At 71.7% G+C, this 16,404-nt stretch carries 15 protein-coding genes; 4 read left to right on the top strand and 11 right to left on the bottom strand.

From position 1 onward, the window contains the following. Positions 1-3 precede the first annotated feature (3 nt). The 4 genes from BBH68_RS39485 to BBH68_RS17990 form a co-directional block, all read right to left on the bottom strand. The gene (locus BBH68_RS39485) at positions 4-903 is read right to left on the bottom strand and encodes a hypothetical protein (protein ID WP_141713020.1); all 900 of its coding nucleotides are present in this window, start codon (positions 901-903) and stop codon (positions 4-6) included. Positions 904-1,022: 119 nt separating this feature from the next. Further along, positions 1,023-1,817, bottom strand: coding sequence for an SDR family NAD(P)-dependent oxidoreductase (locus BBH68_RS18000; protein WP_065963659.1), 795 nt, complete (start codon positions 1,815-1,817; stop codon positions 1,023-1,025). A gap of 14 nt (positions 1,818-1,831) precedes the next feature. Next, positions 1,832-2,425 carry a Uma2 family endonuclease gene (locus BBH68_RS17995; protein WP_065963658.1) on the bottom strand — a complete coding sequence of 198 codons (594 nt, stop codon included), beginning with the start codon at positions 2,423-2,425 and terminating at the stop codon, positions 1,832-1,834. A 103-nt stretch (positions 2,426-2,528) separates the two neighbouring features. Further along, positions 2,529-3,347, bottom strand: coding sequence for a trans-aconitate 2-methyltransferase (locus BBH68_RS17990; protein WP_065963656.1), 819 nt, complete (start codon positions 3,345-3,347; stop codon positions 2,529-2,531). A gap of 122 nt (positions 3,348-3,469) precedes the next feature. On the opposite strand from BBH68_RS17990, the gene BBH68_RS17985 reads away from it, so the two are divergent. Beyond that, positions 3,470-3,967, top strand: a complete 498-nt coding sequence (locus BBH68_RS17985) for a MarR family winged helix-turn-helix transcriptional regulator (RefSeq protein ID WP_065963651.1) — start codon at positions 3,470-3,472, stop codon at positions 3,965-3,967. Here BBH68_RS17985 and BBH68_RS17980 read toward each other — a convergent pair. From BBH68_RS17980 to galT, 4 genes are all read right to left on the bottom strand, one after another. After that, a complete protein-coding gene (locus tag BBH68_RS17980; RefSeq protein ID WP_065963649.1) occupies positions 3,926-4,888 on the bottom strand; it encodes a response regulator transcription factor in 963 nt (320 codons plus the stop codon). The genes BBH68_RS17985 and BBH68_RS17980 overlap by 42 nt on opposite strands. A gap of 339 nt (positions 4,889-5,227) precedes the next feature. Next, a complete protein-coding gene (gene galK, locus BBH68_RS17975) occupies positions 5,228-6,430 on the bottom strand; it encodes a galactokinase (protein ID WP_065963647.1) in 1,203 nt (400 codons plus the stop codon). 3 nt (positions 6,431-6,433) lie between these two features. Beyond that, positions 6,434-7,420 (bottom strand): UDP-glucose 4-epimerase GalE, encoded by a 987-nt coding sequence (gene galE, locus BBH68_RS17970; RefSeq protein ID WP_065963645.1) that lies wholly within the window; start codon positions 7,418-7,420, stop codon positions 6,434-6,436. Beyond that, complete coding sequence (galT, locus tag BBH68_RS17965) at positions 7,417-8,460, bottom strand: galactose-1-phosphate uridylyltransferase (protein ID WP_065963642.1); 1,044 nt, start codon at positions 8,458-8,460, stop codon at positions 7,417-7,419. Before galT ends, galE begins: the two co-directional genes overlap by 4 nt. 185 nt (positions 8,461-8,645) lie before the next feature. On the opposite strand from galT, the gene BBH68_RS17960 reads away from it, so the two are divergent. Next, positions 8,646-10,316 carry a sodium:solute symporter family protein gene (locus BBH68_RS17960; protein WP_065963641.1) on the top strand — a complete coding sequence of 557 codons (1,671 nt, stop codon included), beginning with the start codon at positions 8,646-8,648 and terminating at the stop codon, positions 10,314-10,316. 34 nt (positions 10,317-10,350) lie between these two features. Next, positions 10,351-10,686 (top strand): hypothetical protein, encoded by a 336-nt coding sequence (locus BBH68_RS17955; protein WP_065963639.1) that lies wholly within the window; start codon positions 10,351-10,353, stop codon positions 10,684-10,686. A gap of 97 nt (positions 10,687-10,783) precedes the next feature. Here BBH68_RS17955 and BBH68_RS17950 read toward each other — a convergent pair whose 3' ends face one another. From BBH68_RS17950 to BBH68_RS17940, 3 genes are all read right to left on the bottom strand, one after another. After that, the gene (locus BBH68_RS17950) at positions 10,784-11,467 is read right to left on the bottom strand and encodes a response regulator transcription factor (RefSeq protein WP_065963638.1); all 684 of its coding nucleotides are present in this window, start codon (positions 11,465-11,467) and stop codon (positions 10,784-10,786) included. A 371-nt stretch (positions 11,468-11,838) separates the two neighbouring features. After that, a complete protein-coding gene (locus BBH68_RS17945; protein ID WP_065963636.1) occupies positions 11,839-13,680 on the bottom strand; it encodes a hypothetical protein in 1,842 nt (613 codons plus the stop codon). A 294-nt stretch (positions 13,681-13,974) separates the two neighbouring features. Continuing rightward, positions 13,975-15,795 (bottom strand): ABC-F family ATP-binding cassette domain-containing protein, encoded by a 1,821-nt coding sequence (locus BBH68_RS17940; protein WP_065963635.1) that lies wholly within the window; start codon positions 15,793-15,795, stop codon positions 13,975-13,977. Between the two features lie 171 nt (positions 15,796-15,966). Between BBH68_RS17940 and BBH68_RS17935 the strand changes: the two genes are divergently transcribed. Next, a complete protein-coding gene (locus BBH68_RS17935) occupies positions 15,967-16,398 on the top strand; it encodes a hypothetical protein (protein WP_141713019.1) in 432 nt (143 codons plus the stop codon). Positions 16,399-16,404 lie beyond the last annotated feature (6 nt).

Raw genomic sequence — 16,404 nt, 5'->3', positions numbered from 1 at the left:
GGCTCACCCCTGGTAGATCATGGTGCACAGCAGCGTCCGGCCGCCGTTCACCAGCCACGACCAGTAGTACGTGCGGTCGCCCTGGACCCGGGCGCAGTTGCGCGCGGAGGCGTTCGCCGGGGCCCGGTAGACGCCGGTGATGTGCAGGATCTGGTTGTACTGGGCCGGGACCCGCTTGTCGTCGCAGTCCACCGCGGTCATCAGCCCGGCGTTCATCCGCGCCTGCGCGCCGCTGCCCGACTGCTTGGCCAGCAGGCAGTAGCCCACCTTGAACTGGCGGGTCAGGCACAGGGCGGTGGTCTGCCCCCGGGAGGTGTACGACATGTAGTTGCGGCCCGGGCCCTGCGGGCAGGCGCCGCCGCTCGAACGCACGGCGCTCACCCACATGTAGGCGTTCCCGGCGCCGCAGCTCACCCGGTAGGGGATCCGGGTGTTGTAGTCGTCGTATCCGGTGTCGTACACGGCCAGGCAGTCGCCCGGGCTCACCGCCCGGTAGGCGTCGGCGGTGGGGTCGGGCGCGACGGTGGGCGTCGCGGGCTCCTGCGTCCGCACCGAGCCCCCGCCTCCCCCGCTGCCCCCGTCCGTCCCCCCGCCACCCGTCGGCTGCCCGGCCCCGTAGCCGGGCGCCGAGGTGCTGGGAAGACCGCTGGGGAGACCGCTGGGGAGACCGCCGCTGGGCAGCCCACTGGGCAGGCCGCCGGGCAGCGACGGCAGCCGCGAGTCGCCGCCGGAGGGCAGGACGCTGCCCGCGAACGAGGTCTTGTCGTCGTCCGTGACGACCTGTGGCAGCACCAGCACGGCGAAGGCGAGGGCGGCGGCGACCAGTATCCACACCCCGCGCTGCCGCTGCTCCTCGCTCGCCCCGCCTGCCCCCGGCCCCAACCCGCCCGACGCCCCGTCCATGGCTCTCCCCCGTGGAAACCTTGGCCCGCCCTATGGTTGTTCAGCGCTCTACGATCTCACGCCACGCGGCTCGGGGGGAGCGTGCCGCGGCAAAGCGTGCCCGGTATGTGACCTTGGCTTCACGGCACCGCTGCGATTCCCCCGTCGACGCGCAGGTCGATCCCGTTGATGTAGCCGGCCAGCGGGCTGGCCAGGAAGGCAACCGCCGCCGCGATGTCCTCTCCGGTGCCCAGCCGCCCCGCCGGATTCGGCGCGTACTCGGCCACCACGCGCGGCTCCAACTCCGGCCACTCCTGCGGCCAGCCCCGCTCGGCCGCCCCCTCCTCGAACATCCGCCGCATCCCGTCGGTGACGACCACTCCGGGGCTCACGGTGTTCGCGGTGATCCCGGATCCGGCGAGATGCCGGGCCAGGCTGGTGGTCATATTGACCACCGCGGCCTTCGCCGCCGAGTACTCGACCATGTTCGGCAGCGGCGTCGTCGCCGCCCGGCTGCCCACGTTGATGATCCGCCCCCAGCCGCGCTCGCGCATGGGTGGCACCAGAGCCCGGATCATTCGCACCGCGGAGAGGACATTACCGTTCACCGCCTCCAGCCACGCCTTTGGCTCCGCGGTCTCCCAGTCGTTTTCGACGAACGGACCCGCGTTGTTGACCAGCACGTCCACGCCCCAGGCCAGGGCCTGCTCGGACACCTCCTCGGCGGCCTCGTCGTCGCTGAGGTCACCCAGCACGGCCTCGACCGTCCCTCCAGCGTCGCGCAATTCCCGCGCGACCGCACTCGTGCGCCCCGGATCGCGCCCGTGCACCAGCACCGCACACCCTTCCCCGACCAGCGTCCGCGCCACCGTCGCGCCGATGCCTCCGCTGCTTGCCGTCACCAGCGCACGTCGTCCTGCGAGTCCAAGATCCATGCCCGGCAGACTAGTCAGGGCTTGGTGATCGCCTCGCCGATTGCGAAGCCCTTCGCCGGGCCGTCGGGGACGACCGCGTCGCTTCCGTAGGGGACGCGGTGATCGTCGGCGTAGACGGCCTTGTCGGGGTTGGGGGAGGTGAGGACGCTGACCGTCCCCTCGCCGTCGAAGTCGTCGATCATGACGTAGAGCGGGATGCCCGCCCGGGCGTACGCCCGGCGCTTGCGCTCCCTGTCACGCGACCGGGCTTCGCGGCCGGGCGAGACCACCTCGAAGACGGCCGCGACACCGCTCGCGTCGACCCCGAGGTCCTCTTCATCGGAGAGCTCGTCCAGGTCACGGGGGGCAATGACCAGATCCGGGGTCCATGCCTTGCGGTGGTGGATGACTGTGAGCCCCTGATAGGCGGCGTGGCCGCCGTCCGCGAGGTGAGCGCCGGAGGCTTGACGGAGACGGTTCGCGACCACGCTATGACGACGACGGGGCGGAGGGGATACCTCGATCGCCTCCTCGATGATCTCAGGGCGCAAGCCGTCAAGGGGCCACATGGCCTTCCAGGCTCGCCACATGAAATCGTCCAGCACGCCCTGGCCTGAGCTCTCGCCCATCTGGCCTCTCCCTCGGCTTGTCGGCACAAGCGACACCGCAACGCTACGCAGCCGCCCCACGCCCCCGCGCCGGAACGAGATCCGATCATCCGATCGGGTGAGGTCAGGCGGCGGTGCGCGCCACGACGAAGATGCGGCGGAAGGGGAAGGCCGTGCCGTGGGGGCCGGGTGGGTAGGCCTCGCGGAGGAGGGCGGCGTATTCGGCGAGGAAGGTGTCGCGGGCCGTGGGGTCGTCTTCGAGGGCGGTGAGGACGGGGCGCAGGGCGGTGCCCTTGACCCAGTCGAGGACCGGGTCGGGGCCGGTCAGCATCTGGATGTAGGTGGTCTCCCAGGCGTCGACCTCGCAGCCGAGCGCGGCCAGGTGCTCCAGGTAGGCGGCCGGGTCGAGGACGGGGGTGGAGTGGGCGCGGGGGGTGGGGAGGCGGTCGCGCCAGCGGGGGGAGGTGGACAGCTCGGCGAGCAGGGTGTGGCTGGGGGCGGTGAAGTTGCCCGGGACCTGGAAGGCGAAGGTGCCGCCGGGGCGGAGGGCGGCGACCCAGGCGGGGAAGGACTCGGTGTGGCCGGGGACCCACTGGAGCAGCGCGTTGGAGACGATCAGGTCGAAGGGCTCGTCGGGGATCCAGCGCGCGGCGTCGGCGAGGCGGAAGTCGAGCCGGCCGCCGCCCTCGGGCGGGGTGTGGGCGCGGGCCGCCTCCAGCATCTCGGCGGAGTTGTCCAGGCCGGTGACATGGGCGTCGGGCCAGCGGTCGAAGAGGTGGACGGTCACATTGCCGGCGCCGCAGCCGAGGTCGGCGATGCGGGGCGGGCTGCCGGGAGCGGTGGGGAGGTCGGGGACGCGGGCGAGGAGGTCGAGGAAGGGGCGGGTGCGGTGGCCGGCGTGGCGGAGGTACTGCCCCGGGTCCCAGGTGGGTGAGGAGTGCATGGCGAAGCCCCCTGGCAGGTAGGCGTGGTGCGTGATGATCCGCGCTGTCGGGCCTACCGTGCCCCAAGAGGTCTCTTGACGTCAAGAGACTTCATGTCGACAGACCAACTACACTGATCGTCATGGAGGACGAGGTCGATCGGCTGGTCGCGGCGTGGCGGCGGGAGCGCCCCGACCTCGACGTGGAGCCGCTGGAAGTGCTCAGCCGCGTCAGCAGGCTCGCCCGCCATCTGGACCGGGCGCGGCGGATCGCCTTCACCGAGCACAACCTGGAGCCCTGGGAGTTCGACGTGCTGACGTCGCTGCGCCGGGCCGGGACGCCGTACCAGCTCTCGCCGGGGCAGCTGCTCACCCAGACGCTGGTCACCTCGGGCACCATGACCAACCGGATCGACCGGCTCGCGAAGAAGGGCCTCGTCGAGCGGCTGCCCGACCCCAGCGACCGGCGCGGGGTGCTGGTGCGGCTCACCGTCGAGGGCCGGGACCGCGCCGACCAGGCGCTCGCGGGGCTGCTCGACCAGGAGCGCGCCATCCTCGCCGAGCTGTCCCAGGCACAGCGCGCGGAGCTGGCCGCGCTACTACGCCAGCTGACCGCCCCGTTCGACAACCTCCCCGGCTAGGTCGACCGGTCCGACGCCGGCGCGGCGGGCCAGGGCCACGGCCGCCAGGGTGGAGTGGACCCCGAGCTTGCCCAGCACGTTCTGCATATGGGTGCGGACCGTGTGCGGGGACAGATACAGCCGCTCGGCGACCGCCTTGCGGCCGAGGCCGGCCACCATGCAGCGCAGCACCTCGCGCTCGCGCGGGGTCAGCGACTCCACCAGCCGCTCGCTCTCGGTGCGGTGCTTGCGGGCGGCCGTCAGCTCCCGCAGCACGCCGGTGAGCAGCGCGGGCGGCAGATGCGTCTCGTCGCGCAGCACGCCCCGGATGACCGCGAGCAGCCGGGAGAGCGAGCAGTCCTTGGCGACCCAGCCGCAGGCCCCGGCCTGGAGGGCCGCCGCCGCCCGGCGCGGGTCGTCGCGCTCGGCCAGCACGACGGTGCGCACGCCCGGCTGCGCGGAGCGGACCCCGCCGACCAGCGCGATGCCGTCCACCGGCCGCGCCGGGGCCATCCGGCCGGGCGCCACGCGGCCGTTCACCGCGCCGCCCACGGCCGCGCCGCCCACCGCCGCACCGCCGACAGCCGCACCCCCGACGGCGGCGCCGACAGCCGCGCCGTTCACCGGCGGGCCCGGCACCGCGCCGTGCACCGGCGAGGCCACCGCCGCGCCCGGCACCAGCGACTCGGCGGGCGCGGGCAGGGGCTGCGGCGGGATGCCGACGGCCCCCGCGGCGGCCCCGGCCGCCCTTCCCAAGTCCGCGTCGACCAGCATCACATCGAAGCGACGCCCCTCCGACGCCCCGCGCTCCAGACAGCGCAGCGCCGCCGGACCGCTCCCGGCCGCCGCGACCTCCACGTCCTGCTCCGCCGCGAGGGCGGCCGCCAGCGACTCGGCGAAGATGCGATGGTCGTCGACCACGAGAACCCGAATACGTGCCACGGAACCCCCCACGACTCCGGATACGGAAAAACCAGTGCGGGTACGGCGCCCGGAGCGGGGGTCGCCGCGGCCGCACGGCCGCCGCCGTGCCGATCGCTACCCCACCCCGGGCGTCGTACCTGCCTGTCTCGCCCCCTGATCAGCGTCGGCCCCCACCGACGCTGTGCCCAGCGTACGGCCGGGGTCCGACACCAGGGGTGCATTTCGGCAAAACTGACCGTCGGCGCACCGACGTTGACCCGCTCTGATGAGGATCGTGTTCCGTTGTGAGGAGTAAGTCAACGAAACTGTACGGGATTTGATCGGTGGATCGGTCAACGAGCCGTCGCCGCAAGGGGGTTACGCCAGGCGCCGCGCGCCCGCGCTCGGCACCGCCGGGAAGATCCGCGGGGCCCGGTACCCGGCCGCGGCGAACGCCTCGGTCACCGCCTTCCCCACGGACTCCGCGTCCGCCTCCTCCACCAGCACGATCGCCGAGCCGCCGAAGCCGCCGCCGGTCATCCGGGCCCCGAGCGCGCCCGCCGCGTCGGCCGTCTCCACGACCAGGTCGAGCTCCGCGCAGGAGATCTCGAAGTCGTCGCGGCAGGAGGCGTGCCCGGCGGTCAGGATCGGGCCGATGGACCGGGTGGCGCCCGCGTCGAGGCGCTCGATGACCTCCTCGACCCGGCGGTTCTCGGTCACCACATGGCGCACCCGCCTGACCAGCGTCTCGTCGCCCGCGAGGGTGGCGAGAGCGTCCTCCAGGCGCTCGTACGCGACATCGCGCAGGGCGGGCACCCCGAGCGCCCGCGCGCCCGCCTCGCAGGCGGCGCGCCGGTTCGCGTACGCGCCGTCGCCGAGTTCGTGCTTCACCCGCGTGTCCACGACCAGCAGCCGCAGCCCCTCGGCGGCCAGGTCGAACGGCACCTGGCGCAGGGCCAGCTCGCGGGTGTCCAGGAACAGCGCGTGCCCGTCCGCGCAGCAGGCGGACGCGGTCTGGTCCATGATTCCGCAGGGGACGCCGACGAAGTCGTTCTCCGCGCGCTGGCACAGCTGGGCGATGCGCAGCGGCTCCAGGCCGAGACCGTACAGCTCGTTCAGCGCGGTCGCCGTCACGACCTCCAGCGCGGCGGAGGAGGACAGGCCGGCGCCCGTGGGCACGGTGCTGGTGTAGTGCAGATCCGCCCCGCCGGCCGCGGCGCCGGAGAGCAGCCCCGCCTCGCGCAGCGCCCACACCACGCCCGCCGGGTAGGCCGCCCAGCCGCCGCGGTCGCCGCCCGCCCCGGCCTCGGCGACCGGCGCGAGGCCGTCCACGCGCAGCTCCACGACCCCGCCGGAGGCGTCCCCGGAGTGCAGCCGCAGGACGCCGTCGGTGCGCGCGCGGGCGGCGGCCAGGCAGGTGTGCGGCAGCGCGAGCGGCATGACGAAGCCGTCGTTGTAGTCGGTGTGCTCACCGATCAGGTTGACCCGGCCCGGGGCCGCCCACACACCCTCGGGCCCGGCGCCGAACACCGCGCGGAAACCCTCCGCCGCGCGGTCCGCGCCGCTCACACTGTCACTCACGGGCTAGCTCTCCTTCTGCTGTGCGACGTGCTGCGCGAACCGCCAGGCGTCCGCGACTATTCCGGCCAGGTCGGCGCGGCTCGGGCGCCATCCCAGGCGCTCCCTGGCCCGCTCGGCCGAGGCCACCAGGACCGCCGGGTCGCCGCCGCGGCGGTCCGCGATCACCTCGGGGATCGGGTGGCCGGTGACCTGGCGCACGGTCTCGATGACCTCGCGGACCGAGAAGCCGTTGCCGTTGCCCAGGTTGCAGATCAGGTGCTCGCCCTCGGCGGCGGCGCCCAGGGCCAGCAGATGGGCCTCGGCCAGGTCCGCGACGTGGATGTAGTCGCGCACACAGGTGCCGTCGGGGGTGGGGTAGTCGTCGCCGTAGACGGAGATCGCCTCGCGGCGGCCCTGGGCGACCTGGAGGACGAGCGGGATCAGGTGCGACTCGGGGTCGTGCCGCTCGCCGTACGCCCCGTAGGCGCCCGCGACGTTGAAGTAGCGCAGGCTCACCGCGGCCAGGCCGTGGGCGGCGCACTCCCCGCTGATCATGTGGTCCACGGCGAGCTTGCTCGCCCCGTACGGGTTGGTCGGCGCGGTCGGGGCGTCCTCGGTGATCGGGACCCGCTCGGGCTCGCCGTAGGTGGCGGCCGTGGAGGAGAAGACGAGCGTGCGGACGCCCGCCTCGCGCATCGCCGCGAGCAGCTCGGTGGTCCCGCCGACGTTGTTGACCCAGTACTTCTCCGGGTTGACCACGGACTCGCCGACCTGCGAGAAGGCCGCGAAGTGCAGCACGCCGTCGTACGAGGGGTCGAGCCACTTGGCGGCGTCCTGGATGCGCCCCTCGATGAACTCGGCGCCCTCCGGCACCCCCTCCCGGTGCCCGGTGGACAGGTCGTCCAGCACGGTCACCCGGTGGCCGGCCTGGAGCAGATGCGCCGCGACAACGCTGCCCACATAGCCGGCACCGCCGGTGACCAGGTACTTCTTCTGCTGCGCCTTGCTCACTCGCTCGCTACCTCTCGCAGTCGCTCGGCCGCGGCCTCCGGCGGCACATCGTTGATGAACACATTCATGCCGGATTCGGAACCCGCGAGAAACTTCAGCTTGCCGGAAGTGCGGCGGATGGTGAAAAGCTCGAGGTGGAGTGCGAATTCACCCCGGTCCGCGACGCTGAACGGCGCCTGGTGCCAGGCGGCGATGTACGGCGTCGGCGGCTCATCCGGCCCGAAGATCCGGTCGAAGCGCCTCAAGAGTTCCAGATACATCTGTGGAAACTCTGTGCGCGCGCCTTCGTCCAGCTCGCGGAGGTCGGGGACGCGCCGCTTCGGATACAGGTGCACCTCGTAGGGCCAGTGCGCCGCGTACGGCACGAAGGCGATCCAGTGCTCGCCCTCCAGCACCACGCGCCGCCCGTCGGCCCGCTCGTCGGCGACCACGTCGTCGAAGAGGTTCCGGCCGGTGCGCTCACGGTGCTCGGCGAGCGAGCGCAACATCAGTTGTGTACGAGGCGTGGTGAAGGGATACCCGTAGATCTGCCCATGAGGGTGACCGAGGGTGACGCCGATCTCCTTGCCGCGGTTCTCGAAGCAGAAGACCTGCTCGACGGAGGGGAGTTGGGCCAGCTCCGCGGTCCGGTCGGTCCAGGCCTCCAGCACCAGGGCGGCCTGGTCCACCGTGAGATCGGCGAAGGAGGCGTCGTGGTCGGAGGTGAAGCAGACGACCTCGCAGCGGCCCGAGTCCCCGGCGAGCGAGGGGAAGCGGTTCTCGAAGACCACGACGTCGTAGTCGGCGGCGGGGATCTCGCTGTGCCGGCCCTCCCGGGAGGGGCACAGCGGGCACTCGTCGGCCGGCGGGTGGTAGGTGCGGCCCTGGCGGTGCGAGGCGATCGCGACCCGGTCGCCGAGCAGGCGGTCGTGGCGGATCTCGGAGCGGGTGGCGATGGGGTCCAGGGGCCGCGGGTCGACGGCGTCGCGCACCGCGTCGTCGCGCGCGTCGTAGTAGATCAGCTCGCGTCCGTCCGCGAGCCGCGTCGCCGTCTTCTTCACTCCCGCAACTCCTGTCGCTGTCTCTTCATTGATTGTACGCGTCATCCAACACAACCAAACACAATGAACCACAACTCAACAGCCCCGTCAATGAGCGTGAAGGTGGCCGGACAAAGCAGGAGAATTCGGATACCTTCACCGAACGTTTGTGGTGCATTCCGTTCTGGCGACGAAGCGAGTGACTCATGCACTATCTGGCCGAAGGGCTTCGGCTCCCCACCAACGCGCTCGACTACTCCATTCTCATCCTCTACTTCGTGGTCGTCCTGGGGGTCGGATTCGCCGCCAGAGCGAGCGTCAAGACCAGCCTTGATTTCTTCCTGTCCGGCCGGTCACTGCCCGCGTGGGTGACCGGTCTCGCGTTCGTCGCCGCCAATCTGGGCGCCCTGGAGATCCTCGGCATGGCCGCCAACGGCGCCCAGTACGGCGTGTACACCGTGCACTGGTACTGGGTCGGCGCCATCCCCGCCATGGTCTTCCTCGGCCTGGTGATGATGCCCTTCTACTACGGCTCAAAGGTGCGGTCGGTCCCCGAGTTCCTGCTGCACCGGTACGGACCCTCCTCGCACCTCCTCAGCTCGATCATCTTCTCGATCGCGTCCGTGCTGATCGCGGGCGTCAACCTCTACGCGATGGCGATCGTGGTGGAGGCGCTGCTGGGCTGGCCGCAGTGGGTGGCCATCGTGGTGGCCGGCCTCTTCGTCCTCGTGTACATCACCCTCGGCGGCCTGTCCTCGGCGATCTACAACGAGGTCCTCCAGTTCTTCGTCATCCTGGCCGCGCTGATCCCGCTCACCGTCGTCGGCCTCAAGCGGGTCGGCGGCTGGAGCGGGCTGTCCGACTCGCTCACCGAGAGCCACGGGGCGAACTTCACCTCGGCCTGGGGCGGCACGGGCATCGGCAGCGACAACCCGCTGGGCGCCAACTGGCTGACCATCGTGCTCGGCCTCGGCTTCTGCCTCAGCTTCGGCTACTGGACCACCAACTTCGCCGAGGTGCAGCGCGCGCTGTCCGCCAAGAACCTCTCGGCCGCCCAGCGCACCCCGCTGATCGCCGCCTTCCCGAAGATCTTCATCCCGCTGATCGTGGTCGTCCCCGGCCTGATCGCGCTGGTCGTCGAGCCGGGGATCGGCACCGAGAAGAGCGGGTTGCAGTACAACGACGCGATCCCGCTGCTGATGCGCGACCTGCTGCCCAACGGGGTGCTGGGCGTGGCGGTGACCGGTCTGCTCGCCGCGTTCATGGCCGGCATGGCGGCCAATGTGTCGTCCTTCAACACCGTCTTCACCAACGACATCTGGAGGGCGTACGTCAAGAAGGGCCGCCCGGACGCGCACTACCTGCTGACCGGGCGCGTGGTGACGGCGATCGGCGTGCTGTGCGGCATGGGGACGGCCTTCATCGCCTCGTCGTTCAGCAACATCATGAACTATCTGCAGACCCTGTTCTCGTTCTTCAACGTGCCGCTGTTCTGCGTCTTCATCATCGGCATGTTCTGGAAGCGGGCCACGGCCGCGGCCGGGTTCTGGGGGCTGCTCGCGGGGACCGTGGCCGCGATGATCAATTACTTCTGGCTCTACAAGGGGGGCGTGATCTCCATCCCCAGCGACCAGGGGGCCAACTTCGTCTCGGCGATCGTCGCGTTCGTGGTCGGCGGCGTGGTGATGGTCGGGGTCACGCCGTTCACCAAGCCCAAGCCGGTGGAGTCGCTGGCCGGCCTGGTCTACGGGACCACCTCCCCCGGCCTGGCCGAGCCCCCCGCGGCCGGCGACGAGGCCTGGTACCGCAAGCCGGCCCTGCTGGGCTGGGGCGCGATCGTCCTGGCCGCGCTGTGCTACGTCCCGTTCTCGCTGTGACCCGCGAGCCCGATCGGAGGCGAGTCCTCACATCATGAGTGAAGAGTACGAGTACCAGCGCGAGGTCGAGGAGCTCGAGGGGAAGTCGGCGACCGCGGCCCGGCTCTTCGACGTACGGCGGATCATCGGCGGCCTGTTCGTGGTCTACGGCATCCTGGTCACCATCGCCGGGATCACCGCCTCGGACGCGGACCTGAAAAAGGCCGAGAACATCAACATCAACCTGTGGACGGGCCTGTCCATGCTCGTCGTCGGGCTGCTGTTCCTGCTGTGGCTGAAGCTGAGGCCCACCGCCGCGCCGCACACCGCGCCCGAGCCGCGCCAGGAGGGCCCCGGCCCGGTCCCCAGGCGGGACGCGGACGAAGGCTGAGCCACGGCGGCGGTAAGCCCCGCAGGGCTCAGGGCGGCCGCGCCCGCGGGGCTCAGGACGGCGGCGGGAAGCCCGGCGGCGCGCGGCCCGGCGGGGCTCAGGGCGGCGGCGCATGGTGCGTCGCCGCCCGCTCCAGCAGCCCCGTGCGCGCCGCCAGGGCCGCCGCCTCCAGCCGGGAGCCCACCCCCAGCTTCATCAGCACCCGCTGGACATGCGTGCGCGCCGTGCTCGGCGCGATCCCCATGCCCGCGGCGATCAGCCTGGTGTCCTCGCCGTCCGCGACCCGCATCAGCACCTCCACCTCGCGTGGGGTGAGCATCCGCAGCAGCCGTGAGCCCTCGTCGTCCGGCTGCGCGGCCGGGTTGAGCAGCTCCGCGAACGCGCCCTGCAACAGCTGGGGCGCCACCGCGGCCTCGCCCGCGCGCGCCTTCACCATCGCCCGTTCGACGCCCTCGATGCGCTCGTCATGGCGCACATAGCCGGAGGCCCCGGCCGCGAACGCGGCCGCTATGCCGCGCGGGCTCGGCACCGGGCCCAGCACCACCACCGCGACCTGCGGCCGCTCCTTCTTTATCCGTACGACCGGTTCGAAGGCGCCGGGCTCGGCGGGAGCCGCCGTGCCCAGCAGGCACACCTCCGGTGCCCGGCTCACCACCAGCTCCGCGGCCCCCGCGCTCGGCGCGGCCGCCGCGAGCACCCGGTGCCCGCGCAGCTTCAACGCCGAGGCGAGCGCCTCGGCGAGCAGCCGGTGATCATCGACCACCATGAGTCGCACGCCCATGAGCTCCCCCCATCCGCTCGGGAACGGAGTCCCGGCCGCCCCGGACCACCACGTCTGCCGTCCGCGCGAGCACCCCCTCGGCCGCCGGGCCCGTAACGAGGCCAATTCCTTGTCCCCGGGAAGCTACACGCTTGTTCGACGTCGCGCGCCCCTTACCCGGAAGAAGCCCCCCGGAATGCCGAAATCCCGGCCATTCGCGCCTACTTGACCTCTACTTCACGCCCGAATCGGACTGATACGGGCGGCCGGGCAGCCGAAAAACGGCGGTGGCCCCGCCCGTACGCGCCCCCCCCTGGCGAAGGGGACGACGTACGGGCGGGGCCACCGGGAAGCGACCACCGGGCCGGCGGGCGAGCCGAAGAGGCCGTGCCTCAGCCGCCCGCGCCGAAGATCACGGCGAGCGGGTCGTTCTTGTCGTAGCTGCTGGTGGGCTTGGTGGCGTACGTGTCGCTCATGTACAGCCGCTGGTTGGCGTAGATGACCTCCGCCGAGTACTCCACATTGAAGACGGACTCCACCTGGTGATCGGCCGCCTGGTTCTGCAGCAGCTTGTCCTTCTCGTACGACTTCGGGTCGATCCGCCAGACCGCGCCGCCCTGGTCGTAGGTGCTCTCCTGGTAGGCGAGCACGAAGCCGTCCTTGTCGAGGCCGAGCGGCGTCAGCGCCGCGCCCGTGACACCGTCGGTCTTCCCGATGGGCTTGCCGGTCTTCAGGCTGAAGGCGACGATCTCGTTCGCCGTGCCCGAGGTCGCGCTGCCGCGGTCCTCCGACCCCATGTAGAGGGCGTTCGCCGACTTGCTGATGGCGATCAGCTTGCAGTGCTCGACGTCGGTCGTCTTGCAGTCGGCGTTGTACTTCCCGCCCTCCGTGGAGATCTTGCTGACGACCTTGCCCTCCTTGTGGCTGTCGTCGATCGTCAGGAAGTCGGAGACCGAGGCGCCTGTCGTGTCACCGGCGTCGAGGCCGATGACCAGCGGGTCGGTGGACGCCACATGGACGTAGTCCAGGCCCGAGGAGACCTTGTAGCTGGACTTCACCTTGCCGTTCTTCGGGTTGAGCGTCTGCACCTGCAACTGCGGGTTGTCGTACTGGCCGCACCGCCGCACCGCGATCAGCTTGTCGCCGCCGCCCGCGTAGCCGTCGTCCGAGCACTCCTCGCCGGGCTGCGGCTTCCACAGCAGCTTGCCGTCGATCGACCAGGCCGCGCCGCCGCTGGTGCCGCCCGCGGCCACGGTGCCGCCGCCGAGGGTCACCTCGTCGAAGCGCAGCTTGTCGTCGCCGTCGCTGACGTGCTTCTGCCAGAGCATCTTGCCGTTGTTCAGGTCGAACAGCCCGACCTCGGTGCAGGAGGGGTACTTGTCCTCCTTGGAGGGCTTGGCCTCGGCGAAGAGGATCGTCGTCAGGCCGTCCTCGCTCAGGTGGTCCGAGGACCAGCAGACCTCGCCGGCCAGCGGGATCGTCCACTTCGGGCTGCCGCCGTCCAGCGGGTAGCCGACGACCTTGTAGACGTCGGCCTTCACGAAGGTGTCGTCGGTGACCCACATGCCCTCGGTGGTGATCTGGTCGCTCACCTTGGGCATGTCGATCTTGTTGATCAGCTTGGCGTCGATGGTCTCGGGCGCGGGCACGTCCTTGCCGCCCGTCGTCCCCGAGGTGTCGTTCTGGCTGGTCTTCTTGTCCGGGTTCTTGGCCTGGTCGCCGCCGTCGTCCTTGGTGGCGAAGAAGATGCCGCCGACGACTATCAGCGCCACCGCGACCACCGCGCTGATGATGATCATCATCCGCTGCTTCGACTGCTTGCCGCCGCCACCCGGGCCGCCCGGCACGGGGCCGCCGGGGTACGGGGCCTGGGGCGGGTATCCGTACTGCGGCTGCGGGCCGGGCGGGTAGGTCGCCGCGGGCATGGACACCTGGGTCGGCTGCGCGTGCACGGACTGCGGCTGCGGATAGCCGTAGCCGCCGGCGCCCTGCGGGGGCGTCTGGGGCATGCCGGACGGAGGGGTCTGCGGGAGGCCGGGCGGGGGCGGCGGCGGGGTCTGGTGCGGTGGGGCCGGGGGAGCCTGCGGCGGTTGGCCCGGCGCCTGCGGGTAGCCGTAGCCCGGCTGGGCGGGCGGCGGTCCCGGCGGCTGCTGCGGATAGCCGTACGAGGGGTCCTGCGGTGCGCCGAAGCCGCCCTGCGGCGGCTGGTTGGGCGGCGGAGGCGGCTGTGACATCGGAATTTCCTTTGTGCGCGGGCCCGTGAGCCGACCGGTCTCCCCCGCGATCCTGGGGTCAAAGCCTGCCAGGAAGGAGCGAATCGGACACGGAACCCACCAGTGAGCGGCAGGCAAGCGGGAGTTCTTTGTATCACCCGCCCCTGTCGGGCACAGGGCCGGTCTCACGCTCATCGATCAGCTGAGACCGGCCTGTGACGCGACCGTTGCCCTCGTAAACACACAGCCTTCACACGCCGGTCCCGCGCGCTGCTTTCGCCCGCCGCGCCGGGCGCCGCCGCTTTGGCCGCCGCGCTACGCGTCCTCGGCGAGCTCCAGCCAGCGGGTCTCCAGCTCCTCCCGCTCCGCCGTCAACTCCCGCAGCCGCGTGTCCAGCTCCGCGACCTTCTCGAAGTCCGTGGCGTGCTCGGCGATCCGCTCGTGCAGCTCCCCCTCCTGCTCGCCGATGCGGTCCAGACGCCGCTCGATCTTCTGCAACTCCTTCTTCGCGGCGCGCTGCTCGGCCGCCGACTTCTGCGCCACGCCCGTCTGTTCCGCGGCCTTCTGCCGGGCGGGGGCCGCCGGTGCCGCGGCGGATTCCTTCGCGCGCTGCCGCCGCTCCAGGTACTCGTCGACGCCGCGCGGCAGCATCCGCAGGGTGGCGTCGCCCAGCAGCGCGAGGACGCGGTCCGTCGTCCGCTCGATGAAGTACCGGTCGTGGCTGATCACCACGAGGGAGCCCGGCCACCCGTCGAGCAGGTCCTCGAGCTGGGTCAGCGTCTCGATGTCGAGGTCGTTCGTCGGCTCGTCGAGGAACAGCACGTTCGGCTCGTCCATCAGCAGCCGCAGGATCTGCAGCCGGCGCCGCTCGCCGCCGGAGAGGTCGCCGACCGGCGTCCACTGCTTCTCCTTGGTGAAGCCGAACTTCTCGCACAGCTGCGAGGCGGTCATCTCCCGCCCCTTGCCCAGGTCGACGCGCTGCCGCACCTGCTCCACGGCCTCCAGCACCCGCCAGGCCGGGTCCAGCTCCGCGACCTCCTGCGAGAGGTACGCCAGCTTCACGGTCCGGCCGACCACCACCCGGCCGGCCGCCGGCTGCCGCTCGCCGTCGCTGCCGGCCGCCTCGGCCATGGCCCGCAGCAGCGAGGTCTTGCCCGCGCCGTTGACGCCCACCAGGCCGATCCGGTCGCCGGGGCCGAGCTGCCAGGTCAGGTGGGTCAGCAGCACCTTCGGGCCCGCCTGGATCGTCACGTCCTCCAGGTCGAAGACGGTCTTGCCCAGGCGCGAGTTGGCGAACTTCATCAGCTCCGCGCTGTCCCGCGGCGGCGGTACGTCCGCGATCAACGCGTTCGCCGCCTCGATCCGGAAGCGCGGCTTGCTGGTGCGGGCCGGGGCGCCGCGGCGCAGCCAGGCCAGCTCCTTGCGGACCAGGTTCTGCCGCTTGGCCTCCTCGCTGGCCGCGATGCGCTCGCGCTCGGCCCGCGCGAACACGTAGTCGCTGTAGCCGCCCTCGTATTCGTGCACCACGCCGCGCTGCACGTCCCACATGCGGGTGCAGACCTGGTCCAGGAACCAGCGGTCGTGGGTGACCACCACCAGGGCCGAGCGCCGCGCCCGCAGATGGGCGGCCAGCCAGGAGATGCCCTCGACGTCGAGGTGGTTGGTCGGCTCGTCGAGGACGACCAGGTCCTGTTCTGCGATGAGCAGCTTGGCGAGCGCGATCCGCCGGCGCTCCCCGCCGGACAGCGGGCCGATGACGGTGTCCAGGCCCTGCGGGAAGGACGGCAGGTCCAGCCCGCCGAACAGCCCGGTCAGCACGTCGCGGATCTTGGCGTCGCCCGCCCACTCGTGGTCGGCGAGATCGCCGATGACCTCGTGTCTGACGGTGGCCGCGGGGTCGAGCGAGTCGTGCTGGGTGAGCACGCCGAGCCGCAGGTCCCCGGCGTGGGTGACGCGGCCGGTGTCGGCGGACTCGAGCTTGGCGAGGATCCGGATCAGGGTGGTCTTGCCGTCACCGTTGCGGCCGACGACCCCGATCCGGTCGCCCTCGTTCACCCCGAGGGAGACGCCGTCGAGCAACGCCCGGGTGCCGTAGACCTTGCCGACGGCTTCGACGTTGACCAAGTTGGTGGCCATCACACTCCTGTACGCGGATCGATCGGCATCCCAGGGTAGTCGCCGCGCGGAGCGGCCCGTCGCCGCGAGCGCTCCGCCGTGAGATCCCGGCCGGGTACTCGGCCGTGAGTACCTCGCCTGAGTATCCGTACGGATGCCCCCCGGGTGATCTTCCTCCTAGCGTCCTGGGCCATGGATCACGCGAGGAGCCCGTGGGCCGGTGCGGGGACGATCGAGGCGGACCGGGAGCAGGAGCCGGCCGGGGCGAGGCGGGCCGACGCGGAGCCGGCCGACGCCCGGCGGCGGTCGGAGCGGGGGCAGAGGATCCTCCGGGCGGTGGCGACCGGGCTCGTGTGGCTGGGCGCCGGGCTGACGCTCATGCTCCTGCCCATGCTCACGATGTCCGCCGGGTCCGACTGCGAGATCGACGACACCCGTTTCATCTGCACGGACGGCGGCCAGGACACCGTCGTCTACATCGCGGTCTACACCTCGCTGGTCGCCGCCCTGGCCGGCACCTGGGGGGCGTTCTCCCGCCGCCTGCTCGGGCGCGTGGTGTGGGGGGCCGCGCTCGCGGCGCTCGCCGTCGCCTGGCTGGTGAATCTGCTGATCATCAGCGAGTGACCGCTC

It is taken from the genome of Streptomyces sparsogenes, assembly GCF_001704635.1.
GTDB classification, from domain to species: Bacteria; Actinomycetota; Actinomycetes; order Streptomycetales; family Streptomycetaceae; genus Streptomyces; species Streptomyces sparsogenes.
This window is presented reverse-complemented; position numbering and strand designations above follow the sequence as displayed.